The sequence below is a fragment of the uncultured Sphingomonas sp. genome (genome assembly GCF_913777625.1).
Classification (GTDB): domain Bacteria; phylum Pseudomonadota; class Alphaproteobacteria; order Sphingomonadales; family Sphingomonadaceae; genus Sphingomonas.
This window is the reverse complement of sequence record NZ_CAJYTI010000011.1, coordinates 46151-68240: the sequence shown is the minus strand read 5'-3', so window position 1 is coordinate 68240 and position 22090 is coordinate 46151. Positions and strand designations below refer to the sequence as shown.

Annotated in this window: 20 protein-coding genes; 8 read left to right on the top strand and 12 right to left on the bottom strand. The window is 68.8% G+C overall.

Translation table 11 applies throughout. The features are described 5' to 3' along the window. Positions 1-86 precede the first annotated feature (86 nt). The 4 genes from QZ814_RS07645 to QZ814_RS07630 all read left to right on the top strand — a co-directional run bounded on the left by QZ814_RS07645 (position 87) and on the right by QZ814_RS07630 (position 7747). Positions 87-2882, top strand: coding sequence for a DUF3857 domain-containing protein (locus QZ814_RS07645; protein ID WP_294330601.1), 2796 nt, complete (start codon positions 87-89; stop codon positions 2880-2882). 117 nt (positions 2883-2999) lie between these two features. Beyond that, the gene (locus QZ814_RS07640) at positions 3000-5768 is read left to right on the top strand and encodes a DUF3857 domain-containing protein (protein ID WP_294330599.1); all 2769 of its coding nucleotides are present in this window, start codon (positions 3000-3002) and stop codon (positions 5766-5768) included. A 129-nt stretch (positions 5769-5897) separates the two neighbouring features. After that, positions 5898-6848, top strand: a complete 951-nt coding sequence (locus tag QZ814_RS07635) for a polysaccharide deacetylase (RefSeq protein ID WP_294330598.1) — start codon at positions 5898-5900, stop codon at positions 6846-6848. Then, positions 6845-7747, top strand: coding sequence for a GNAT family N-acetyltransferase (locus QZ814_RS07630; RefSeq protein WP_294330596.1), 903 nt, complete (start codon positions 6845-6847; stop codon positions 7745-7747). The genes QZ814_RS07635 and QZ814_RS07630 overlap by 4 nt, the downstream gene beginning before the upstream one ends. Before the next feature lie 202 nt (positions 7748-7949). Here the strand turns inward: QZ814_RS07630 and QZ814_RS07625 are convergent, their stop codons facing one another. From QZ814_RS07625 to dnaK, 5 genes are all read right to left on the bottom strand, one after another. After that, a complete protein-coding gene (locus QZ814_RS07625) occupies positions 7950-8327 on the bottom strand; it encodes a PRC-barrel domain-containing protein (protein WP_294330595.1) in 378 nt (125 codons plus the stop codon). 93 nt (positions 8328-8420) lie between these two features. Further along, positions 8421-10040 (bottom strand): SEL1-like repeat protein, encoded by a 1620-nt coding sequence (locus QZ814_RS07620; RefSeq protein WP_294330593.1) that lies wholly within the window; start codon positions 10038-10040, stop codon positions 8421-8423. Between the two features lie 86 nt (positions 10041-10126). After that, positions 10127-10795, bottom strand: coding sequence for a spermidine synthase (locus QZ814_RS07615; protein WP_294330592.1), 669 nt, complete (start codon positions 10793-10795; stop codon positions 10127-10129). A 130-nt stretch (positions 10796-10925) separates the two neighbouring features. After that, entirely contained in the window at positions 10926-12044 is a 1119-nt protein-coding gene (gene dnaJ / locus QZ814_RS07610; RefSeq protein ID WP_294330590.1) for a molecular chaperone DnaJ, read from the bottom strand. A gap of 113 nt (positions 12045-12157) precedes the next feature. Further along, on the bottom strand, positions 12158-14071 hold the full coding sequence (dnaK, locus tag QZ814_RS07605; protein ID WP_294330589.1) for a molecular chaperone DnaK: 1914 nt from the start codon (positions 14069-14071) through the stop codon (positions 12158-12160). Between the two features lie 177 nt (positions 14072-14248). Here dnaK and QZ814_RS07600 point away from each other — a divergent pair, with 177 nt between their 5' ends. Then, on the top strand, positions 14249-14686 hold the full coding sequence (locus tag QZ814_RS07600; RefSeq protein ID WP_294330587.1) for a copper chaperone PCu(A)C: 438 nt from the start codon (positions 14249-14251) through the stop codon (positions 14684-14686). A 162-nt stretch (positions 14687-14848) separates the two neighbouring features. Here QZ814_RS07600 and QZ814_RS07595 read toward each other — a convergent pair whose 3' ends face one another. Both QZ814_RS07595 and QZ814_RS07590 read right to left on the bottom strand, forming a co-directional pair. Further along, positions 14849-15589, bottom strand: coding sequence for a TorF family putative porin (locus tag QZ814_RS07595; RefSeq protein WP_294330586.1), 741 nt, complete (start codon positions 15587-15589; stop codon positions 14849-14851). After that, on the bottom strand, positions 15589-16011 hold the full coding sequence (locus tag QZ814_RS07590) for a hypothetical protein (protein ID WP_294330583.1): 423 nt from the start codon (positions 16009-16011) through the stop codon (positions 15589-15591). The genes QZ814_RS07595 and QZ814_RS07590 overlap by 1 nt, the downstream gene beginning before the upstream one ends. Positions 16012-16202: 191 nt before the next feature. Here QZ814_RS07590 and fumC point away from each other — a divergent pair, with 191 nt between their 5' ends. The 3 genes from fumC to gmk all read left to right on the top strand — a co-directional run bounded on the left by fumC (position 16203) and on the right by gmk (position 18616). Next, entirely contained in the window at positions 16203-17594 is a 1392-nt protein-coding gene (gene fumC / locus QZ814_RS07585) for a class II fumarate hydratase (protein WP_294330582.1), read from the top strand. Between the two features lie 65 nt (positions 17595-17659). Then, on the top strand, positions 17660-17878 hold the full coding sequence (locus QZ814_RS07580; RefSeq protein WP_294330580.1) for a hypothetical protein: 219 nt from the start codon (positions 17660-17662) through the stop codon (positions 17876-17878). A 54-nt stretch (positions 17879-17932) separates the two neighbouring features. Then, entirely contained in the window at positions 17933-18616 is a 684-nt protein-coding gene (gmk, locus tag QZ814_RS07575) for a guanylate kinase (RefSeq protein WP_294330578.1), read from the top strand. A gap of 6 nt (positions 18617-18622) precedes the next feature. Here gmk and QZ814_RS07570 read toward each other — a convergent pair whose 3' ends face one another. The 5 genes from QZ814_RS07570 to crcB form a co-directional block, all read right to left on the bottom strand. Beyond that, positions 18623-19300: an ATP12 family protein gene (locus tag QZ814_RS07570; RefSeq protein ID WP_294330577.1), complete on the bottom strand. Its 678-nt coding sequence runs from the start codon at positions 19298-19300 to the stop codon at positions 18623-18625. Further along, positions 19297-19518, bottom strand: a complete 222-nt coding sequence (locus tag QZ814_RS07565; protein ID WP_294330575.1) for a hypothetical protein — start codon at positions 19516-19518, stop codon at positions 19297-19299. The genes QZ814_RS07570 and QZ814_RS07565 overlap by 4 nt, the downstream gene beginning before the upstream one ends. After that, positions 19515-20174 carry an HAD-IA family hydrolase gene (locus tag QZ814_RS07560; RefSeq protein ID WP_294330573.1) on the bottom strand — a complete coding sequence of 220 codons (660 nt, stop codon included), beginning with the start codon at positions 20172-20174 and terminating at the stop codon, positions 19515-19517. Before QZ814_RS07560 ends, QZ814_RS07565 begins: the two co-directional genes overlap by 4 nt. Before the next feature lie 142 nt (positions 20175-20316). After that, positions 20317-21423, bottom strand: a complete 1107-nt coding sequence (locus QZ814_RS07555; RefSeq protein WP_294330572.1) for an RluA family pseudouridine synthase — start codon at positions 21421-21423, stop codon at positions 20317-20319. Further along, the gene (crcB, locus tag QZ814_RS07550) at positions 21420-21800 is read right to left on the bottom strand and encodes a fluoride efflux transporter CrcB (protein ID WP_294330570.1); all 381 of its coding nucleotides are present in this window, start codon (positions 21798-21800) and stop codon (positions 21420-21422) included. Before crcB ends, QZ814_RS07555 begins: the two co-directional genes overlap by 4 nt. Between the last annotated feature and the right edge of the window lie 290 nt (positions 21801-22090).

Sequence of the window (22090 nt, the reverse complement as noted above, 5' to 3'; positions counted from 1 at the left end):
GGCATCCTCTTGTTTTTTCGTCGTCTCGACTTGCGAAGCACCGCGCGGCCGTTACCATTGCCTCACTTCTGGGTGGGGACGGATTGATGGTACGGCGTGGTGTGTTGGTTGGCGTGTTGCTTTCGTCGGCGGGGGTGGCCCATGCGGGGGATAAGCCGCTGTACCAGCCGGTGCCCTCCTGGGTGAAGCCCGCGCCCCCGATCGATACCAAGACGTTGACCAGCGCCTCACCGGCGGTGCTGGTTACCGACGTGCAGGCGCGGATCAGCGACGGGACCAGCTGGACCTATTATGAGCAGGCGGTCCGCCCGACCTCGCTAGAGGCCTTGTCCAAGGCGGGGACGGTGACGGTCAACTGGAACCCGGCGCATGGCGATCTGATCGTGCACGGCGTCGACATCCTGCGCGATGGCCAGCGCATCGACGCGCTGCAGGGCAAGCAGTTCACGGTGCTCCGGCGCGAGCAGGGGCTGGAGAACATGACGGTCGACGGTACCCTCACCGCCACGCTGGCGGTGGAGGGATTGCGCGTCGGCGATGTGCTCGACGTGCGGATTTCCGGCACGGTGAAGGATGCCACGCTGCAGGGGAATGCGGAAGCGCGCGGGCCGCTGATCTCGCAGCCGGTCAAGATCGGCTTTGCCCGCACGCGGCTGCTCTGGCCCACCGGCGCCGTGGTGCACTGGAAGGCCTATCCGGAGGGTGCAACGCCCGCCGAGAGTGACAGCGGCGGCTGGCACGAGCTGGTCTTCACCCAGCCCTTGCCGCGCCAGCCCGATCCGGCGCCCGACGCGCCCGGCCGCTTCACCCGTCCCCCGGTGGTGGACGCGTCGACCTTCGCCGACTGGGCGGCGGTGTCGAAGGTGATGGCGCCGCTCTATCGGACCGAGGGGCTGATCGCGCCGGGCAGCCCGCTGGCCCAGGAAGTCGCCAGGATCGCCGCGGCGGAGAAGGATCCCCGCCACCGCGTCGCCGCTGCGGTGGCGCTGGTGCAGGAGCGGGTCCGCTATCTGATGAACGGCATGAACAACGGCAATCTCGTGCCGCAAAAGCCTGCCGACACCTGGTCGCTGCGCTATGGCGACTGCAAGGCCAAGACGCTGCTGCTGCTCGCCATCCTGCACGAACTGGGGATCGAGGCGGAGCCGGCGCTGGCCAATCTGGGGCAGGGCGATCTGGTCGCGGCGCGGCTGCCCTCGGCGGGGGCGTTCAATCATGTTTTCGTGCTCGCCAAGGTCGGCGGCGAGCAATTGTGGCTGGAGGGAACGGCTACCGGTACGCATTACGAGGACCTTGGCGATGTCCCCGCCTATCGCTGGGTGCTGCCGCTCCGCAACGAGGGCGCGTCGCTGCTCGCCGCGCCGAACCGCGCGCCGGCGCGGCCTATGGTTGTCGTGACGGGGAAGATGGATGCGCGCGGCGGCGTCAATCTGCCCGCGCCGTTCGATGTGCAAGTGGAACTGCACGGGGCTGCGGTGGGCGCGTGGAAGGCGTTTGCAGCCAATGCCGATAAGGACGCGCTGCGCAACGCCGTTCGCCAGTTCACTCCCCGTCCGTTCCAGCGTGGGGCGCTGACGACATCCGCGAATATCACTTTCGACGACAAGGCCGGAACTGCCCTGATCCGCTTCAGCGGGATCTCCATGGCTGCGTGGCAATATGGCGACCGGCGCTACAATGGCGACTTCGCCGTGGTTGATGCGACGCGGTTGCCCGATCGGTCCCGCGCTATCTGGAAGACTATTCCGGTCGCTACCGGCGATGCGGGAAGGCGAACGACGACGATCCAGGTGATGCTGCCCCAGGGCGGCAAAGACTTTGCCATCGACGGCAAGCCTGCAGTCGACCTCGACAAGCCTGGCGGCCATGTGACGGCAGCGCTGTCGCTCGACGGGGATACCCTGACGGTTCGCACCGAGGAGAGTGCGACCGGCGCGGAGATACCGCCCACGGAGCTTTCGGCGGTGCGCGTCAAGCTGGCCGAACTCCAGAACCAGAAGCTGAAGGTCCGGACCGCGGTCGGCTATCCTGGTCGCTGGCGCACCGTGGGCGCGGCGAAGCAGGCACATCTGTACGATGTCACGTTGCAGCGGCTGGCCGATTTTGTCGCCGAACGCCCGGACGAGGCGGCGCGCTACGCCACCCGCGGCAGCTTTCTCGATCTGATCTTTGAACGCAAGCAGGCGCTAGCGGACTACGACAAGGCGATCGCGATCGACGCGAGCGTCAAGAACTTGCTTGCCCGGGCCACAATTCGAGCGTCGTTGGGCGACAAGAAGGGCGCCATCGCCGACCTCGAGGCCGCCAGGGATCAAGAGCCTGGCAATGTTCCGCTACTCGCTCGTCTGACCATGCTGATGGCGGAAGCAGGGCAAAAAGACGACGCGCTCGCGCTGTTGGATCCGCGCATCGACGAGGGCGGTGAGAACCTTCCCGCCCTGCTATCGGCAAAGGCTACGGTGCTTGCCCGCGCCGGCGAGGGCGAAGCAGCGCTTGCCGCCCTCGACAAGGCGATCGCCGACAAGCCTGACGATGGCGCATTGCGCAACGACCGCTGCTGGATTGCGGGGACGATGAACTTCGCACTCGAGGACGCGATGAAGCATTGCAATCGCGCGATTGAATTGGGTGGGCAGGATACGGCGAACGCCCTCGACAGCCGGGCCATGGTGTATTTTCGCCTCAACCGTCTGGACCAGTCGCTGAACGATCTCAACGCCGCGCTCGACCAGCGGCAAGGTGCCGCCGCCAGCCTCTACATGCGCGGCGTCGTCGAGATGCGGCTGGGCAAGAAGAGCGAAGCGGCGGCCGATCTCGCCGATGCGCGGCTGCTCAACCCGGAAGTGGATACCGACTATGCCCGCTGGGGGATCAAACCCTGACCGGCTCGGTCCGTCGATGGAAAGAAACAGTTGAGCGCACGCGGCAACCCGGTACATTCCGTCGCCTGAATGTCTTGGGGACCGGGAAATATGCGGGGGCGTAAAGGGTTGGTGGCCGTGCTGTTGTCCACGGCCGGAGTGGCGCATGCGGGTGACAAGCCGCTCTATCAACCGGCGCCGGCCTGGGTGAAGGCGGCGCCCGCCCCGGATCCCAAGCGCAATGCCGAGAGCGATCCGATGGTCGTGCTGTTCGACGAGCAGGCGCGGATCGCCGACGGGCAGGTGTGGACCTATTATGACCAGGCGCAGCGCGTCGTCTCCGCCCAGATGCTCAGCAATGTCGGCACGGTGACGCTGCCCTGGCAGCCCGATGCCGGCGACCTGATCATCCACCGCGCCGAGATCATCCGCGGCAGCGAACATATCGACCTGATCGCGGCCGGGCAGCGCTTCCAGGTGCTGCGCCGCGAGCAGCAGCTGGAGCAGTGGCAGATCAGCGGCACGCTCACCGCCAGCCTAGCGGTGGAGGGGCTGCGCGTCGGCGACGTGCTGCGGCTGAGCTATTCGACCACGCATAAGGATGCGGCGCTGCAGGGCAATGCCCAGGCCTTCCTGCCGCTGCTCGCCGAGCCGGTGCGCGCGCAATTCGCCCGGGCGCGGCTGTCCTGGCCCAAGGCGAACAAGCTCGCCTGGAAGGTGCACATGGGCGGCACCGCGCCGGCGCCGGTGACCGAGGGCGAGTATCAGCTGATCGACATCGCGATGCCGCTGGCGAAGCAGCCCGAAATCCCGAACGATGCGCCCGCCCGGTTCAAGCCGATCACGCTGATCGAGGCGTCGAGTTATGACGGCTGGGCCGCCGTATCGAAGGTGATGGCGCCGCTCTATCGGACCGAGGGGCTGATCGCGCCGGGCAGCCCGCTTGCCGCCGAGGTGGCGAAGATCCGCGCCAAGGCGAGCGATCCGCGCACCCGCGCGGCGCTGGCGCTGCGGCTGGTGCAGGACGATGTCCGCTACCTGTTCGTCGGCATGGACGGCGGCAGCTATACCCCCCAGGCACCGGCCGAGACCTGGTCGCGCCGCTACGGCGACTGCAAGGCCAAGACGCTGCTGCTGCTGGCATTGCTCCGCGCGCTCGACGTCGAGGCGGAGCCGGTGCTGGCGAACACCGAGGCGGGGGATCTGGTGCCGAAAAGGCTGCCGGCGCCCGGCGCCTTCAACCATGTGCTGGTCCACGCCATGATCGACGGCCAGAGCCTGTGGCTGGACGGTACCAGCAGCGGCGCGCGGATCGCCGATCTGGGCGACGTGCCGCCGTTCCGCAACGTGCTGCCGGTGCGCCCCGACGGCGCGGCGCTGCTTGCGCTGCCGGTGCGGGCATCGGCGCGGCCGACCTTCGAGGCGGAGGTCGACCTCGATCAGCGTGCCGGGCTGGATCTGCCGACGCCGTTCACCCTCAAGCTGACGATGCGCGGGCCGCTTGCCGAAATGGTCCATGCCGGATCGGGCCAGGCGACCAAGGAGCAGCTCGACCAGATGGCGAGCAACTTTGCCAATGGCTTCGTCAGCGACGGGCTGATCGCCGAGCGCAGCATTGCCTATGACGGCGATGCCGCGGCGACGACGGTGACGGTGCGCGGCATCGCCAGCTCGCCCTGGTATCGCGAGGAGGGCCGGTTCAAGACCGTGCTCGACAAGACGATCAGCGGCCTGGGCTTCGAGCCGGATCGCACCCGTGCCGAATGGGCGGACATCCCGGTCGCGGTCAACGACCTGGCCAGCGGTGTCGCGCGCTGGCGCATCCGGCTTCCCGATGGCGGCAAGGGCTTTGCGCTCGACGGCGACCAGACGCTGCCCGCCTCGCTGGCCGGCCGCGCGCTGATCCGCAAGGTCACGCTGGAGGCGGGCGAACTGCGTGTCGAGGACCGCAGCAGCCCCGATGCGGCCGAGGTGCCGGCGGCCAAGGTGGCCGATGTGCGCGCGCAGGTGGCGCTCGCCAAGACGCGGCTGCTGACCGCGCTTGGCCCCGAGCAGGTGGCGCCGCGCTGGAAGGTGGTCGCCGAGGCGAAGCGCAGCGGTGGGCTCAAGCCGCTGCTCGACGCCTATGCCGCCGCGATCGCCGCCAATCCCAAGGACGTCGGGCCGTGGAGCAGCCGCGCCAATTTCTTTGCCGGCATCTGGGACTGGAAGGCCGCGCTCGCCGATCTCGACCATGCCATCGGGCTGCAGGCGAGCGTGGGGCTGTATACGCAGCGGGCGGGGATCAAGGCGGCGCTGGGCGACGACAAGGGCGCGCTCGCCGATGCGCAGGCGGCCAAGGCGCTCGATCCGGGTAATGCCGAAGTCGCCAACCTGCTGGCGACCTATACCGCGCATGTCGGTCAGACCGACGCGGCCGTCGCGATGGCGGCGGAGCGGGTGGCCAAGGGCGGCAGCGAGCGCAACGGCTTCGTGACGCTCGAGGCGGAACTGCTCGGCGAAGCGGGCCGTGCGGCGGAAGGCGTGGCGGTGCTCGATCCGGTGATCGCCAAGTCGCCGGGGAACGCGCTGCTGCTCAACAGCCGCTGCTGGATCAAGGGAACGGGCAATATCGGCCTGGAGGGGGCGCTGAAGGACTGCACCAAGGCGATCGAGCTGGCCGAGCAGCCCGCCTCGATCCTCGACAGCCGCGCCATGGTCTATTTCCGGATGGGGCGGATGGACGATGCGCTGGCGGATCTGAATGCCGCGCTGGAGGTGGCGCCGCTGCAAAGCTCCAGCCTGTTCCTGCGCGGGGTGATCCGCAGCAAGGCGGGCGACAAGGCGGCGGCCGAGGATCTCGCGGCGGCCCGGCTGATCTGGCCGCGCGTCGATGCGGACTATGCCCGCTATGGGATCAAGCCCTGAGCGGCAGGTTGGAACGTCGCCGCAGCGCATTTCCGCACAGAGGCGCAGCTGCCTTCGTGAATTCTTCATGATGCTGGGGGTACGCCGGACACCGACCGACCCCGCGCGGGGGCGCTAGCGAGACCCGGCATGCCGTTTGTGTTCCTGACGATCGATACCGAGCTGATGTGGCGCCACCACGTCGCCGGTCTCGATCTGGCGGAGATGGTGGCGCGCTCGTTCGAGCCTGCCGGGGTGGGTGTGGGCTGGCAGCTCGCGCGGCTGGCCGAACATGGCTTGAAGGCGTGCTTCTTCGTCGATCCGATGCCGGCGCTGGTGCACGGGCTGGCGCCGATCGCGGCAGTGGTCGAGGCCATCCGTGCGGCGGGGCAGGAAGTGCAGCTGCATCTCCATCCCGCCTGGTCCGACGCCACCGCGCGCGATCGCAAGCGGCGGGCGGGGCGGTTCGAGCTGGTCGAATATCCCCCGGAGGCGCAGGCCGACCTGATCGCCCGGGCCCGGGCGCTGCTGATGGAGGCAGGGGCACCGGCGCCGATCGCCTTCCGCGCCGGCAGCTATGCCGCGAACGACGCGACGCTCGCCGCCCTGGCGGCGCAGGGCTTCGTCTATGATTCGAGCCATGACGGCTCCGAACATCCCTGGCCGAGTGCGATTTCGCTCGTCCCGCGCCGGATCGCGCCGGTGCTGCACGAGGGGCTGGTCGAAGTACCGGTGACGCTGATCGACGCCGGTGCCCGGCTGCGCCACTTCCAGATCTGCGCGCTGTCGGTGGGCGAGATGCAGGCGGCGCTCGACCATGCGGTGCGCGAGCGCCATGCGGCGGTGACGATCGTCAGCCACGGCTTCGAACTCGCCAACCGCGCCGGCACCCGGCCCAATGCGGTGCATGTCCGCCGGTTCGAGGCCCTGTGCCGGATGCTTGCGGCACGGCGGGACGAACTGCCGACCGCCCATTTTGCCGACCGGCCGCCGCTGCCGCTCGACCAGGACGATGCGCCGCTGGTCTCCAGCTATCTGCGCACCGGCCTGCGCCAGGCCGAGCAGCTCTGGTCCAACCTGGTCGAGGAGCGGGCGGGGTGAGTGGCGCCGCCTCGGTGCCGCTGCGCTTCATGATCGGCGCGCGGACGCTGTGCACGGTGCGGCGACGGCTGGTACGGGTGCCGTGCAACCTGCGGCAGGCGCGCACCGGAGATGCGCCTGCCCTCCCTGACCTGCCGCGCGATGCCGACGGCTATCTGGGTACCTCGCTGCCGGAAGCGCAGGTCGAAACCCTGCGGCGAGGCGGCCTGCTGGCGCTGGTGCGGCAGCGCTACACACGCAGCTTCGTCGACCTGTCGATCGGGTTCGATCGCTGGTTCGCCGCGCTGTCGGCCAACAGCCGGCAGAGCCTCAAGCGCAAGGCGAAGCGGCTGGCAGCGGACTCGGGCGGGCAGCTCGACGTGCGCCGCTTCCGCACAGCGGACGAACTGGCAATCTTCCATCCGCTCGCCCGCGCGGTGTCGGCGCGGACCTATCAGGAGCGGTTGCTGGGGGCGGGGTTGCCCGAGGATCTCGCGATGCTGCAGCGGCTGGCGGCCGAGGATCGCGTGCGGGCGTGGCTGCTCTATCTGCAGGATCGGCCGATCGCCTATCTGTGCTGCACGGCGGACGCGGACACGTTGCGCTACACCCATGTCGGCCATGATCCCGACGTCGCGGCGCTCTCCCCGGGCGCGGTGCTGCAACTGGAAGCGCTGCGCGACCTGTTCGGCGACCGCTTCGCCTGGTTCGACTTCACGGAAGGGGAAGGCCAGCACAAGCGCCAGATGGCGAGCGGGGGCGTCGCCTGTGTCGACCTGCTGCTGCTCCGCCCGACCTTGGCGAACCGGATGCTGCTGGCGGCGCTGATGGGCTTCGACGCTGCGGTTTCGCTGGCGAAGCGGGCAATGCAGCGAATCGGCGGCCAAGGCCTGGCGAAGCGCTTGCGACGAGGTACTTGATCCTCCCCTGGAGGAGCGTCGGGTTGGATTGCCCCCGGCAATCCAAGATCATGCTGGCGGCATGATCGACCCGACGCTGGGGACCGCCGCCGAAGGCGGTGGTGGGGGGGTGTCCCGGCTGTTGCGGTAGACCGCAGTTTAGGCGTCTACATCCCTCCGTCGCGCTGCGCGCGCCACCTCCGCTTACAGGGGAGGATTGGGGTCAGTCCTGCGCCACCCGGTCCACCCGCGCGGCGGAGAGGCCGTAATAGCCCGAGACGCGATCGGCATAGGCCTGGGTGAATTCGGGCGCGTTGCTCGCCCAGCTCGGGCCGCCTTCCAGCACGCGGCGGTCTATCGTCACGACATAATCGTCGCCGCCCGCATCATAGGCGATCAGCTCGAAGGGCAGGGGATAGTAGCTCTTGCCCATGCCCAGAAAGCCGCCGAGGCTGAGCACCGCGTAGAGTGTGCGGCCGCTGCCTTTCTCCACCATCAGCGCCTGGACCGAGCCCAGCGAATCGCCGTCGCGGCTGCGGACCTTGAGGCCGTCGACCCGGGCGGTGACGAGCAGGCTGGTGGTTTCGGGCGTATCGGACATCAACGGTATTCCTTCTGGGCACGTGCTTGCAGCGCGAAAAATGCACGAGCCCGCCATGTCGTTCCGCAGACGGGATGACTCTTGGGGAAAGCCTCAGCGCGTGCCGAGTGCGCCCAGCGCCGCGGCGCGTTCGGCCGGGGTCATGCGGCGTTCGAGCGCCGCGACGGCATCGGGGGCGGCCTGATGGCGCAGCGTCGCGGCGCGCTTGAGCCAGACCCAGGCCTGCACCACGTCCTTGTCGCCGCCCTGGCCCTGGATCTGCATTGCCGCCAGATCGACCATGCCGTCCGCATCGCCACGCTTCGCCCCCTGCTCGAACCAGCGGCGGGCGGCGGCTGCGTCCTTGGCCACCTGCTTGCCCTCGTAGAAATAGGTGCCGAGCGCGGTCATCGCACCCGCGCTGCCGGCAAGTGCGGCACGCTTGTAGAGGCCGAGCGCCTCGTCCAGATTGGCGGGCACGTCTTGGCCGAGATCATAGGCGCGGGCGAGCGCGTAGAGCGCGTCAGGATTCTCGTGCCGGGCCGCGGCGCGGTACCAGGCGAGCGCCTCCTTGGGGGCCGCCTTCACGCCCGTGTCGCCGGTCTCCAGCAGCTGGGCCAGCGCCACCTGCGCCGCTGGCAGGTCGAGCTTGGCGGCCTGGCGGTAATAGGATGCGGCCTTGGCGGGATCGCGGGCCACGTCGACGCCGTCGCGGTAGAGGTCGCCGAGCATCTTGGCGGCGGGGACATGCCCTACCGCGAGGGCCCGCGCGAACCATTTGCGCGAGGCTTCGGGATCCTTGGCGATGCCCTTGAAGCCGGTGCGATAGACATTGCCGAGGATCACCGACGCCTCGCCCGAGGCGGTGTTGAGCTCGGGCACGTCGGGGTTGAACATCGGTGTGTCGGTGATCGGGCTGAAGCGCGCGGTCGCGGCCTTTTCCAGCCAGCGCACGCCCTCGGCCGGATCGCTCCGGTCGCCGAGCCCCATGAGGTAGAGCTTGCCGATATAGAGCGCGGCCTCGTCACCGCCCGCGCCCAGCGGCAGCTTGCTCGCGGCCCGCTTGAACCAGACCAGCGACTCCGCGAAGCGGCGCTGGTCAAACAGCTGGAGCGCGATCGGCAGCGTGTCATCATGCGCGATGCGCGAGGCGCGGGTATCGGTCTTGGACGTCGGGCCGGCGAACTCGACCGGGATGTTTACCGGGCGGCTGGTCACTTCCGGGCTGCCGGCATTGGGCTGGTACCTGGCCCGGCAGGCGGCGGCGACATCGTCGGCCGAGGCATTGGCGGCCACCGGGGATCCGCTTGCGGCGCTGCCGTCGTCGCCCGTGCTCGCGACATCGGAGGTGGTGCCTGCGGCGTCGATCACGCCGGAATAGAGCAGGGCCGTGCCGAAGCGGCTCTTCGGTGCCTTTGGGATCGGGGCGCCCGGCGGCACCAGCGGCGGGGCGCTATAGTCGGGGTTTCGCGGCAACCGGGTGGGCAGGTACACGGTAGGGCCGAGGACGTCCTTGTCGGCCGCGAAGCCGCTCAGCGCCGCGAAATAGGGATTGCGGGCCAACGCCTCGCAGGTCGCCGAGCGCGGCGCTTCGGCAGCGGGCATGCGCTGGCCGCGGACGACCAGCTCGTCCTGCTTCTTCTGGGGCTCGGTCTGTGCGGCGGCGGGTGCCGCGAGGAGCAGGAAGCTGCCTGCCAGCAGCATCGCGGCCAGGCCGCCCGACGTCCGATCCATCCCCATGGTCCTGCCTCGCATTGCGCCGGAGCGCGGTGGGCCTTGGGGCGAAATAGGTCAGAAGCGCCGCACCTTGTCCACAGGGTTCAGCGGCGCTTGCCGAACCAGATCACGTGGCGCGGACCCTTGCCGTTCTGGCGTGCGCGGACCGCCACTTCCTCGACCTGGAAGCCGCTGTCGCGCATCCGGCGGGCAAAGGCGGGGTCGGGCGCCGCCGACCATACCGCGAGAATGCCGCCGGGGCGCAGCGCCTGGCGGGCGGAATCGAGGCCGCGCATCGAATAGAGGCTGTCGTTGCCCACGCGCGTCAGCCCATCGGGGCCGTTGTCGACGTCGAGCAGGATCGCGTCATAGGCATTCTGCCCGTCGGCGATCACGCGGCCGACATCGTCGAACACGATCTTCACGCGCGGATCGTCGAGGCATCCATTGGTGAGCGCCGCCATTGGCCCGCGCGCCCAGTCGACGATCTTGGGGACCAGCTCGGCCACCGTCACCTTGGCAGTATTGCCCAGTACGCCCAGCGCGGCGCGCAGGGTGAAGCCCATGCCATAGCCGCCGATCAGCAGCCGCGCCTCGCGCTTGCCGAGCCGTTCGAGCGTCATCACCGCGAGCGCTTCTTCCGACCCGCTCATCCGGCTGTTCATCAGCTCGTTGCGTTCGAGCACGATCATGTGATCGTCGCCTCGGCGGAACAGCCGCAGCGGTTCGCCGCCGGGGACGTCGGCAGTGTCGAGCAGTTCGCGGGGGGTCATGCCACCGGCCCGTCATCCCGGCGGAAGCCGGGATCCATTCGCCACTCCGTCATGGCAAAAGCCGGTACGGCGACCCCAATGGATCCCGGCTTTCGCCGGGATGACGATCGATGGGTGCGGGAAACCAGGCTCAACCCAAGGCCGCCTTCAGCTTCGCGAAGAAGCCGCTCGACTGCGGGCATTCCTCGCCCGTTTCGGTCTTGCGGAATTCCTCGAGCAGCTCGCGCTGCTTGGCCGTGAGCTTGGTCGGCGTCTCCACCTCCAGGCGGACGACCAGGTCGCCGCGGCCGCGGCCCTGCAGCACCGGCATGCCGGCGCCGCGATGGCGCATCTCGCGGCCGGACTGGGTGCCGGCGTGGATCTTGATCACATGCTCCTCGCCGTCGAGGCCCGGGATGCGGATCTCGCCGCCGAGCGCCGCCGTCGTGAAGCTGATCGGCGCATTGGCGTACAGCGTCGTGCCCTGGCGCTCGTAGAGCGAATGGCGCGTCACGTGGAGGAAGATGTAGAGATCGCCCGCAGGGGCTCCGCGCGCGCCGGCCTCGCCTTCGCCGGTCAGGCGGATGCGGGTGCCTTCGTCGACGCCGGGCGGAATCTCGATCTTGAGCGTCTTGGTCTTGTCGGTCCGGCCCTCGCCGCGGCAGCTGCGGCAGGGTTCGGCGATCACCTCGCCGGCGCCGTGGCAGGTCGGGCAGGTGCGCTCGACCATGAAGAAGCCCTGCTGCGCGCGCACCTTGCCGTGGCCGGCGCAGGTGGTGCAGGTCTTGGCCTTGGTCCCCGGCGTGGCGCCCGAGCCGTGGCAGCTGTCGCAGGGGCCCGAGACGTCGATGGTGATGTCGGTCGAATGGCCGTGGAACGCCTGTTCGAGCGAGATTTCCATGTCGTAGCGCAGGTCCGCGCCGCGCCGCTGGGGCCGGCCGCCGCCGCGCCCGCCGCCCATGAACTCGCCGAACACGCTTTCGAAAATGTCGCTGAACGCGCCGAAATCGCCCTGGCCGGCATGATGGCCGCCGCCGCCGTTCTGGAACGCGGCATGGCCGAAGCGGTCGTACGCCGCGCGCTTCTGGGGGTCCTTCAGGCAGTCATAGGCTTCGCTGATCGCCTTGAACTTCGCCTCGGAATCCTTGCACCCGGCATTCTTGTCCGGGTGATATTTCATCGCGAGCTTGCGGTAGGACGACTTGATCGTCGCATCGTCCGCGGTGCGCTCGACTTCGAGCAGTTCGTAATAATCGACTTCGGTGGTCATTCACTCGGCCCCCAACCCTCGGCCGTCACCCCAGCGAACGCTGGGGTCTCCAACCGCGGGCTGCGCGGCGGGAGATGCCAGCGTTCGCTGGCATGACGGCCCGGGTTCATCCGTTACGCCTTGTTGTCGTCCACTTCCGAGAACTCGGCGTCGACCACTTCCTCGTGCCCGGCTTCGCCACCCGGAGCGGCGCCGGCTGCGTTCGGCGAGGCGCTTTCGGCCGCCTGCTTCTCGTAGATCGCCTGGCCGAGCTTCATCGCCACCTGGGCGAGGTTCTGCGCCTTGGCGGTCATCGCATCGGCATCGCCGCTCTCGATCGCCGACTTGGTCTCGGCGATCGCCGCCTCGATCTCGCCCTTCAGCGCCGCGTCGACCTTGTCGCCATTCTCGGCGAGCTGGCGCTCCGTGGTGTGGACGAGGCTCTCGGCGTTGTTCTTGGCTTCGGCCGCGGCACGACGCTTCTTGTCCTCTTCGGCGAACTTCTCGGCATCGCGGACCATCTGCTCGATGTCGCCGTCCGAAAGGCCGCCCGAGGCCTGGATGCGGATCTGCTGCTCCTTGCCGGTGCCCTTGTCCTTGGCGGACACGTTGACGATACCGTTGGCGTCGATGTCGAAGGTGACCTCGATCTGCGGCACGCCGCGCGGCGCCGGCGGAATGCCGACCAGGTCGAACTGGCCGAGCATCTTGTTGTCGGCCGCCATCTCGCGCTCGCCTTGGAAGACGCGGATCGTCACCGCCTGCTGATTGTCATCGGCGGTGGAGTAGACCTGCGACTTCTTGGTCGGGATCGTGGTGTTGCGGTCGATCATGCGGGTGAACACGCCGCCCAGCGTCTCGATGCCGAGGCTCAGCGGGGTCACGTCGAGCAGCAGCACGTCCTTGACGTCGCCCTGGAGCACGCCGGCCTGGATCGCAGCACCAATGGCGACGACTTCGTCCGGGTTCACGCCGGTGTGCGGCTCCTTGCCGAAGAAGTCCTTCACGATCTGACGGACCTTGGGCATGCGGGTCATGCCGCCGACGAGCACGACTTCGTCGATCGCATCGGCCTTGACGCCCGCATCAGCCAGCGCCTTGCGGCACGGCTCGAGGGTGCGCTTGATCAGGTCGTCGACCAGACGCTCGAGATCGGCGCGGGTGATGTTCTTCACCAGGTGCTTCGGGCCGTTCTGGTCGGCGGTGATGAAGGGCAGGTTGACCTCGGTCGATGCGGCCGAGCTGAGCTCGATCTTCGCCTTCTCCGCGGCTTCCTTCAGGCGCTGCAGCGCAAGCTTGTCCTTGGTGAGGTCGATGCCCTCGTCCTTCTGGAAGCCCGATGCCAGGAACTCGACGATCTTGTTGTCAAAGTCTTCGCCACCCAGGAAGGTGTCGCCGTTGGTCGCCTTCACCTCGAACACGCCGTCGCCGATCTCGAGGATCGAGACGTCGAACGTGCCGCCGCCCAGATCGTAGACCGCGATCGTCTTGCCGTCCTGCTTCTCCAGGCCGTAAGCCAGCGCGGCCGCGGTCGGCTCGTTGATGATGCGCAGCACTTCGAGGCCCGCGATCTGGCCGGCGTCCTTGGTCGCCTGGCGCTGCGCGTCGTTGAAATAGGCCGGCACGGTGATCACCGCCTGCGTCACGCTCTCGCCGAGATACGACTCAGCGGTTTCCTTCATCTTCTGCAGGATGAAGGCCGAGATCTGCGACGGGCTGTATTCCTCGCCGCCGGCCTTGACCCAGGCGTCGCCGTTCGGACCGCGCGCGATCGCGTAGGGCACCAGCTCGGTGTCCTTCTTGGTCACGGGGTCGTCGAAGCGGCGGCCGATCAGGCGCTTCACCGCGAAGATGGTGCTGTCCGGGTTCGTCACCGCCTGGCGCTTGGCCGGCTGGCCGATCAGACGCTCGCCGTCCTTGGCGAAGGCGACGATCGACGGCGTGGTGCGCGCGCCTTCCACATTCTCGATGACCTTGGGCTTGCCGCCTTCCATCACCGCGACGCAGCTGTTGGTCGTACCCAGGTCGATACCGATAACTTTAGCCATGATCCTCGTTGGCCCCCACAATCGAAACAAAAGGGTTTAAAAGCGTTATCTGGATTCCGGCCCCAGAAGAGGCGACCGCCGTCCAGATGTCCGAGGGGGGATATAGGTGCGTCGTGCCTTGCCGCAAGACGCCTCCCTTTCTACAAGATTTCCCAAATCAAAGAGGGAGGATGGCGAATGCGCACTCTGGCGGGGCTTTTGACGGTTCTGGTGCTGGGGGCGTGCTCGCCCCAGGCGGACGGCGTGAAGGTGGACGGGGCCTGGATCCGTCTGCCGGCGGTGGCAGGGCAGCCGGGTGCTGCCTACTTCACGCTCCACGGGGGACGCGAGGCGGAAACGCTGGTCTCCGTATCGACCCGCGCCGCCGACCGGGCGGAGATGCACGACAGCACCAAGGATCCGGCTGGCATGGCGAAGATGACCCAGGTCGCCAGCCTCGACCTGCCGGTGGGCAGCGAGGTGAAGTTCGCGCCGGGCGGCAAGCATGTGATGCTGTTCGGGGTGGTGCCGAACGTCCATGCCGGCGAGAAGGTGCCGCTGACGCTGCGTTTCGCCAGCGGGCACGAGGTGACGGCGGTGGCCGACGTCGCCGTGCCGGGCGCGGAAGCGCGATAGCGGCTTGAACCCCTACCTTCTTCTAGATCCCCCTCCCGCTTGCGGGAGGGGCTAGGGGAGGGTGTGTGAGGGTAGCGGGCGACGCCGGTTCAGAAGGAGCCTCCACGTCGCACCCTCCCCCATCCCCTCCCGCAGGCGGGAGGGAGGTAACGCGGGAGAGGATCAGAACGACAGCCGCGCGCGCCCCAGCACGCGGTTGCCGCTGTGCCGCAGGTCCGCATAGGGCGAGGTTACCAGGCGGTTGGTGTCGATGTCCGTGCCGACATAGTCGACCCCGAGGGTCAGCGGGCCGGTGACGTGCTCCACGCCGATCCGCCAGTCGGTATAGTCTCCCGCCGGGCGCAGCCGGGCGGCGCGGGCGTCATCGGTGCTGCCCGTGGTGTGGCCGACCGATCCGGAGACGGTGAACGGCGTCGACGGGATGCCGACCGAGGCGCCGGCATGCACATAGAGATTGTCGCCGCCGATCGGCCCCTGGTCGGGGGCATAGACCGCGCCGCCGGCCAGCCGCAGCGGGCCGAACGAGAAATTGCCGTCCGCGCCGACCTCGACATAGTCCATGGCCCGCGTCGCGCCGGTGAAGACATGGCCGGTGACGAACCCGCGCAGGTTGAACGCGCCGATGCCGAAGCGGCGGCCGGCTTCCAGGTCGAACACCGTGTCGGCGCCGGCCTGGCGGCTCGACTGGCGGACCATCGCCACCCGCGCCGAGGCATCGAAGCCGAGGATGCCGGCCGAGGCATCGGCCGAGGCGCTGAGCTGGTTCTCGCTCCAGCTCAGGCCGCGACGGCTCTCGTCGGTGGAGAGCTCCACCCCGCCGGAAACCTTGGGCAGCACCTGTGCCTGGGCGGCGACGGGCAAGGCGAAGGCCGCGAGCGCGGCGAGGGAAAGCGGGATACGCATCAACGGGTACCAGTTCCTATCTGATCGAGTTCGGCGCGCAGCAGCTCGGCATCCCGGCCGGCAAGCGCTGCCACTGCGCCTCGCATGTCCGTCGTCGCTCGCGCAACGTCCTTCGCGATCACCGCGCGGCTGGCGGTGCACCAGCCGGGACGACTGCCGGCGGCGACCCCGTCCTGCCGGAGCGCGCGGCGGAGCGTGCCCGTGGCATGGCGGGCCTGGCGGTCGACCACCAGGTCGGCCCGCCAGCGGCAGCGCAGCGTGGCGGCATGGCTGCCCGGCGCGGCCACGCCCAGCTGCTGGTGCCGGACGTCGACGCGCATCCGATACTCGGCATGGGCGGGGCCGGTGGGATGTTCGATGCGCACGCTGTGCACGATTTCCGAAAGGGGGGCGGCGAGCAGCAGCCCCAGCATGACGATCATGGCGCTTCTCCTGCGATGGCCCCGGCCGTTGCCGCCGGTGGCTGGCCGGTCTTTGCCCGCCGCCTTGCGGGCAGGGCAAGTTACCAAGTGTTTCCGGTTGCTTGGCGGCGATCGCTCGCGAACCGACCGTCGGGCGGGTTGTGGGGAGCCGCCGGGGGCCTACATCGCGCACAAACAAGCGGAGAAATGCAGTGACGACCACGCGCACCGAAACCGATTCGATCGGCGCGATCGAAGTTCCCGCCGACGCCTATTGGGGCGCCCAGACCCAGCGATCGATCCAGAACTTCCCGTTCGGGCCGGAGGAGCGGATGCCGATCGGCATCGTCCATGCCCAGGCGATCGTGAAGCAGGCGGCGGCGCGGGTGAACGTGAAGCACGGCCTCGATCCCAAGATCGCGGAAGTGATCGACCAGGTCGCGCAGGAAGTGATCGACGGCAAGCTCGACGACCAGTTCCCGCTGGTGATCTGGCAGACCGGCAGCGGCACCCAGACCAACATGAACGTCAACGAGGTGATCGCCGGCCGCGCCAACGAGATCCTCACCGGCACGCGCGGCGGCAAGCGCCCGATCCACCCCAATGATCATGTCAACATGGCGCAGTCGTCGAACGACAGCTTCCCGACCGCGCTGCACATCGCCGCGGCGCGTGCGGTGACGCTCGACCTATTCCCGGCGCTGGAGCGGCTGCACGCGTCGCTCGACCGCAAGGCGCAGGACTGGGATCATATCGTCAAGATCGGCCGCACCCATCTCCAGGACGCGACCCCGCTGACGCTGGGCCAGGAATTCTCGGGCTATGCGGCGATGCTCGCCTCGGCGCGGGCGCGGTTCCAGAGCGTGCTGGAGCTCGACATCTTCAAGCTGGCGCTGGGCGGCACGGCGGTGGGGACGGGCCTCAATTCGCCGCCCCATTATGCCGAGGACGTGGCGGCGGAGATCGCCAGGATCACCGGGCTCCCCTTCGTCTCGGCGTCCAACAAGTTCGAGATGCTGGCGACCAAGGACCAGCTGGTGAACCTTTCGGGCGTCTGCAACACGCTGGCGGTGTCGCTCACCAAGATCGCCAACGACATCCGCCTGCTGGGCTCCGGCCCGCGTTCGGGGCTCGGCGAGCTGGAGCTGCCGGCGAACGAGCCGGGCAGCTCGATCATGCCGGGCAAGGTCAATCCCACCCAGAGCGAATCGCTGACGATGGTCGCCGCCCAGGTGATCGGCAACCACACCGCCGTCACGGTGGGCGGCATGCAGGGCCATTTCGAGCTCAACGTGTTCAAGCCGCTGATCGGCGCCAATGTGCTGCGCTCGATCACCCTCATGGCGATCGGCATGACCAACTTCGCCGAGCGCGCGGTCGATGGCGCGGTGGCGAACGAGGCGCGGATCAAGGAACTGGTCGATCGCTCGCTGATGCTGGTGACCGCGCTGGCGCCGGCGATCGGCTACGACAACGCCGCAAAGATCGCCAAGAACGCGCATGAGAAGGGGCTTACGCTAAAAGAGTCTGGGCTGGCCCTCGGGCTCGTCGACGAAGCGACGTTCGACAAGTTCGTCCGGCCCGAGACGATGATCGGCCGTTGACGGGCTGCGGCGAGCGGCGGGAACGCCGCCGCCGCATCGCCGTTGTTCCGGCGAAGGAGAAGACGATGATCGGCAAGTTGATTGCAGGGTGGATCGGCAGCAAGATCGACCAGCGGGACGGCGAGGGCGGCACCTTGGGTGCGGTCGTCGGCGTCGCGACCTGGGAAGTCGCCAAGCGCGTGGTGCCGGCGGCGGTCGTGCTCGGCGCCGGCGCGGTGGGCGCGGCCTATCTCAAGCGCAAGCTGACCACCGAACATGGTCCCGATACGGGTCTCGGCGCGTGACGCACTGCGGCGCTCGGGCTTGACGGCCCGGGTGCCGCTACGCCAAAGGCCCGCATGGCCCATACGCACCAGAACGACCCGCATGGATTCCATCGCCGCGGGGTTTTGTTTGTCCTGTCCTCGCCCTCGGGCGCCGGCAAGTCGACCATCGCCCGCAAGCTGCTGGCGGCCGAACCCGATCTCGCCGTCTCCGTTTCGGTGACCACGCGCGAGCCGCGGCCGGGCGAAGTGAACGGGGTCGACTATACGTTCGTCGATGTCGAGCGGTTCCGCGAGATGGTCTCGCAGCATCACTTCATCGAATGGGCGCACGTCTTCAAGCATCGCTACGGCACGCCCAAGGGCCCGGTCGACGCAGTGCTCGCCACCGGCCGCGACATGCTGTTCGACATCGACTGGCAGGGCGCGCAGCAGCTCCACCAGACGATGGGCGGCGACGTGGTCCGCGTGTTCATCCTGCCGCCGTCGATGGCCGAGCTGCACCGCCGCCTCGAAGGCCGCCAGACCGACACGCCCGAGGTGATCGCCCACCGCATGGCCCGCGCCTCGAACGAGGTGAGCCACTGGGACGGCTATGACTATGTCCTGGTCAATGACGATGCCGACAAGTGCTTCGAGGCGGTCCACACCATCCTCAAGGCAGAGCGGCTCAAGCGCTCGCGCCAGACCGGCCTGATCGGCTTCATCCGCGGCCTGATGAAGCGCGGCGACCCGACGGGGGAATCGGACGTTCTCTGAGGGGTCTCAGAGCAGGCTGAGGAACCGCACCGCTGCATCAAAATCGGCGCGGCGGACGTTGCGGGCCCGCGTCGCGAGGTCGTCGTCGCCCCATTGCTCGGCCTGCCAGTCCTCGTCGAGCTGGGCGGCGCGCCATACCGTCTCGCTGGTCGCCGCGCCTTCGAGCAGCGCCAGCGCCGCGACCAGCGAGCCGCTGATCGTCACCAGCGGGCTCAGTGCCGCGAGGCGGAACGGGTCGAGTGCGGCCACCACCTCCTGCAGCCGCGCGACCGTCGCGGGCGGCTGGGGGCGGTGCATGATCCCGGCGGTCGTCTCGAAATGCACGTCGTAGCGGGTGCGCGCCCAGTCGAGCAGCGGGTCCCAGTGCGCGGCCTGGCGCTCGACCAGCGGCTCGGGCAGCTCCGCGCGGTAGCAGAGCAGGTCGCTCTCGCCATAGCGGGCGAGGTCGGCCGCGAAGGGAGCGGGGTTCGGCGCGATCTGGTCGATCGCGGCGTTGGCGAAGCCGGTGAGCGGCATGGCGCGCGGGTCGATCTCCTCGCCGATGCCGCGCCATTCCTCGGCCACCGCCTCGGCCAGCGGGGGCGTCGGCAGCGTCAGCAGCGCGCGGGCAGGGGTGCGGACGGGGCGGCCGTCCAGTTCGATCGCGCCATCGGCGATCGTCACGGTCTTCCAGAAACGTTTCATGCGTCGGGGGGTGTCCTCCAGCGGCGGGCGAGCATCTTGGGGATCGCCGCCATGACCCAGAACGAGGCGAGCATCAGTGCCACGCCCAGCATCGTCAGTTCGGTGGTGTGCGAGCGGCCGAGGATGAGCAGCGCCAGCACCGCGCCGGCGACGCCCACCAGATTGGCGCCCATCATCAGGAAATAGCGGTTGCGTGCTACGCGGTCTGCGTCGGTCACAGGGCCTCCAGATGCGCCGGAATCGCCGACGCATGCTCCACGACCCGCACCGCGCCGGCCGCGTGCAGATCATGGGGGGTGTGGTAGCCCCATGCAACACCCAAGGGGTGCGCGCGGGCGGCGACGGCCATCGCCATGTCGAAGCTGGTGTCGCCGATCATCACCGTCGTCTCCGGCGCGGCGCCGGCTTCGGCGATCGCGGTCTCGATCATCGAGGGATGCGGCTTGGAGGGGTGGCGGTCGGCGGTCTGCAAGGTGACGAATCGCCGGCGCAGGCCATGCGCCTCCAGCACCCGGATCAGCCCGCGGTCGGACTTGCCGGTGGCGACGCCGAGCAGCCAGCCGCCCGCGTCCAGCGTCTCGATCGCTTCGCGGATGCCGTCGTAGAGCGGCTCGTCCTCGATATGGCCGGCGGTGCGCAAGCCGAAATAGGCGCGCTTATATTCCTCGGCCAGATGGCGGTGGAGATCGTCCTCCGCCGCCGGCAGCAGCTGGGCGATCGCCTCGACCAGGCTCAAGCCGACGATGCGACGGATCGCCTCGCGGGCCGGGGGCTCCAGCTTCTGGCCGGCGAAGCAATGCTCCATCGCCAGGCAGATGCTCGCCTGGCTGTCGACCAAAGTCCCGTCGCAATCGAAGAGCGCGAGGCGGTTCATGCGGAGGCGCACACCACAGGACCGTCATCCCGGCGGAAGCCGGGATCCATTCGCCACGCCGTCGAAGCAGACGCTGCAACGGCGACCTCAATGGATCCCGGCTTTCGCCGGGATGACGACGGTAGTGGAGACAGGCGCATGCCTACTTCTTCTCCCCGCGGCCCCGCCGTTCGCCGCGGCGTTCCTTGCGGTAGGTCTTGGCGTGCGCCTTGGCCTTCTGCTTGAGCAGTTCCTTGCTCATCGGCGGCGGGCCGTCGTCGATCTCGATCGCGTTGCCCACCGCCAGATCGAAGCCGAGCGTGTGCATCGATTCGGCGAAATGGTGGGGCAGTTCCGCCCGCACGTCGATCCGGCCCCCATCGGGATGGTCGATGCGGATGCGGCGGGCGTGGAGGTGCATCTTGCGGCTGATGCCGCCGGTGAGGAACGCCTCCTGCAGCCCGTATTTGCCGTCGCCGACGATCGGGTGGCCGATCGCCGCCATGTGGACGCGCAGCTGGTGGGTGCGGCCGGTGAACGGCTGGAGCTCGACCCAGGCGCAGCGATTGCCGGCCTGCTCGATCACCCGGTAGCGCGTGCGGGCGGGCGAGCCCTCCTCCATGTCGACCTGCATCTTCTCGCCGCCGGTGCCCGGCTGCTTGCCGATCGGCAGCTCGATGAAGCCGTCCTCGATGTCCGGCACGCCCATCACCAGCGCCCAGTAGATCTTGCGCGCGGTGCGGCCGGAGAAGCTCTTGGCGAAGAACGCCGCCGCGCGCGCCGAGCGGGCGATCAGCAGCGCGCCGGAGGTGTCCTTGTCGAGCCGGTGGACCAGCTTGGGCCGGCCTTCCGATTCGAACTGCAGCGCGTCGAGAAGGCCGTCGACATGCTCGAACGTCTTGGTGCCGCCCTGGGTGGCGAGGCCCGGCGGCTTGTTGAGCACGATCGCCGAGGCATCGCGGTGGATGACCATGGACTGGGCCAGCGCGACCTGCTCGTCGCTGAGCGGCGGGCGGTTGGATTTGGGCCGTGCCGCCGCGGCGGGCTTGGGCGCCTCGGCCGGGGGGACGCGGATCTGCTGGCCGGCGGCGATCCGGTCGCCCGGCGTGGCCCGCGCGCCGTCGACGCGGAGCTGGCCGGTGCGGGCCCAGCGCGAGACGATGTTGAAGCTCACATCGGGCAAATGCCGCTTGAACCAGCGGTCGAGCCGGATGCCGTCATCGTCATAGCCGACGACGAACTGGCGGACGCCATCCTCGGGGCCGCTCATGCCGTCACCGCCCGGGCAAGGTGCATGCCGATGGCGAGCGCGGCGATCGCGCCGATCACCGAGGCGAGGACATAGCCGAGCGCCACGAGCACATCGCCGCGCTCGATCATCGCGAAGGTCTCGAGTGAGAAGGAGGAGAAGGTGGTGAAGCCACCGAGCACGCCCACGCCGAGCAGCAGCCGCGCCTGTTCGGCCTCGTCACCGAAACGCATCAGTCCGGCGCCGAGCAGCCCCATCAGGAAACCGCCGACGATGTTCACGGCAAGGGTTCCCCAGGGGAAGGCCGGGCCGAGCAGGGCGACGCCTAACCGGCCAACGCCGTAGCGGGCCGCGGAGCCGATGGCCCCGCCGAGCATCACGAGAAAAAGATTGGGCATGCTGCGCCCCTAGCGCGAATCGGGGGAAAGGGGAAGTTTCGGGGTTTCGGCGCGTCTTGGCCTGCGGGAGGGCGCTGCGGCGCGCTTGCCGGGGGGCGGCGAAGTTTAGGAAGTTTAGGCCGCTGCAGCATGCAACATGGGCCCGGTCGATGGGGCGAGGGCAGGTCGAAGTTTAGGAAGTTTAGGCGCGCGAAGCATCGCGTTGCGCTTAGAGCGCGGGGCAGGGCGCATGGTACCCCCGCCGGGCGCCTGTCGAGGCACGCGTGGAAGAAGGCTGGACCGTATCAAAG

Excerpts from the sequence above, each read along its gene's own strand:
- QZ814_RS07645 (WP_294330601.1), top strand. The coding sequence starts at position 87 with ATGGTACGGCGTGGTGTGTTGGTTGGCGTGTTGCTTTCGTCGGCGGGG.
- QZ814_RS07635 (WP_294330598.1), top strand. The coding sequence starts at position 5,898 with ATGCCGTTTGTGTTCCTGACGATCGATACCGAGCTGATGTGGCGCCAC.
- QZ814_RS07625 (WP_294330595.1), bottom strand. The coding sequence starts at position 8,327 with ATGTCCGATACGCCCGAAACCACCAGCCTGCTCGTCACCGCCCGGGTC.
- QZ814_RS07620 (WP_294330593.1), bottom strand. The coding sequence starts at position 10,040 with ATGGATCGGACGTCGGGCGGCCTGGCCGCGATGCTGCTGGCAGGCAGC.
- QZ814_RS07615 (WP_294330592.1), bottom strand. The coding sequence starts at position 10,795 with ATGACCCCCCGCGAACTGCTCGACACTGCCGACGTCCCCGGCGGCGAA.
- dnaJ (WP_294330590.1), bottom strand. The coding sequence starts at position 12,044 with ATGACCACCGAAGTCGATTATTACGAACTGCTCGAAGTCGAGCGCACC.
- dnaK (WP_294330589.1), bottom strand. The coding sequence starts at position 14,071 with ATGGCTAAAGTTATCGGTATCGACCTGGGTACGACCAACAGCTGCGTC.
- QZ814_RS07600 (WP_294330587.1), top strand. The coding sequence starts at position 14,249 with ATGCGCACTCTGGCGGGGCTTTTGACGGTTCTGGTGCTGGGGGCGTGC.
- QZ814_RS07595 (WP_294330586.1), bottom strand. The coding sequence starts at position 15,589 with ATGCGTATCCCGCTTTCCCTCGCCGCGCTCGCGGCCTTCGCCTTGCCC.
- QZ814_RS07590 (WP_294330583.1), bottom strand. The coding sequence starts at position 16,011 with ATGATCGTCATGCTGGGGCTGCTGCTCGCCGCCCCCCTTTCGGAAATC.
- QZ814_RS07580 (WP_294330580.1), top strand. The coding sequence starts at position 17,660 with ATGATCGGCAAGTTGATTGCAGGGTGGATCGGCAGCAAGATCGACCAG.
- gmk (WP_294330578.1), top strand. The coding sequence starts at position 17,933 with ATGGCCCATACGCACCAGAACGACCCGCATGGATTCCATCGCCGCGGG.
- QZ814_RS07570 (WP_294330577.1), bottom strand. The coding sequence starts at position 19,300 with ATGAAACGTTTCTGGAAGACCGTGACGATCGCCGATGGCGCGATCGAA.
- QZ814_RS07560 (WP_294330573.1), bottom strand. The coding sequence starts at position 20,174 with ATGAACCGCCTCGCGCTCTTCGATTGCGACGGGACTTTGGTCGACAGC.
- QZ814_RS07555 (WP_294330572.1), bottom strand. The coding sequence starts at position 21,423 with ATGAGCGGCCCCGAGGATGGCGTCCGCCAGTTCGTCGTCGGCTATGAC.
- crcB (WP_294330570.1), bottom strand. The coding sequence starts at position 21,800 with ATGCCCAATCTTTTTCTCGTGATGCTCGGCGGGGCCATCGGCTCCGCG.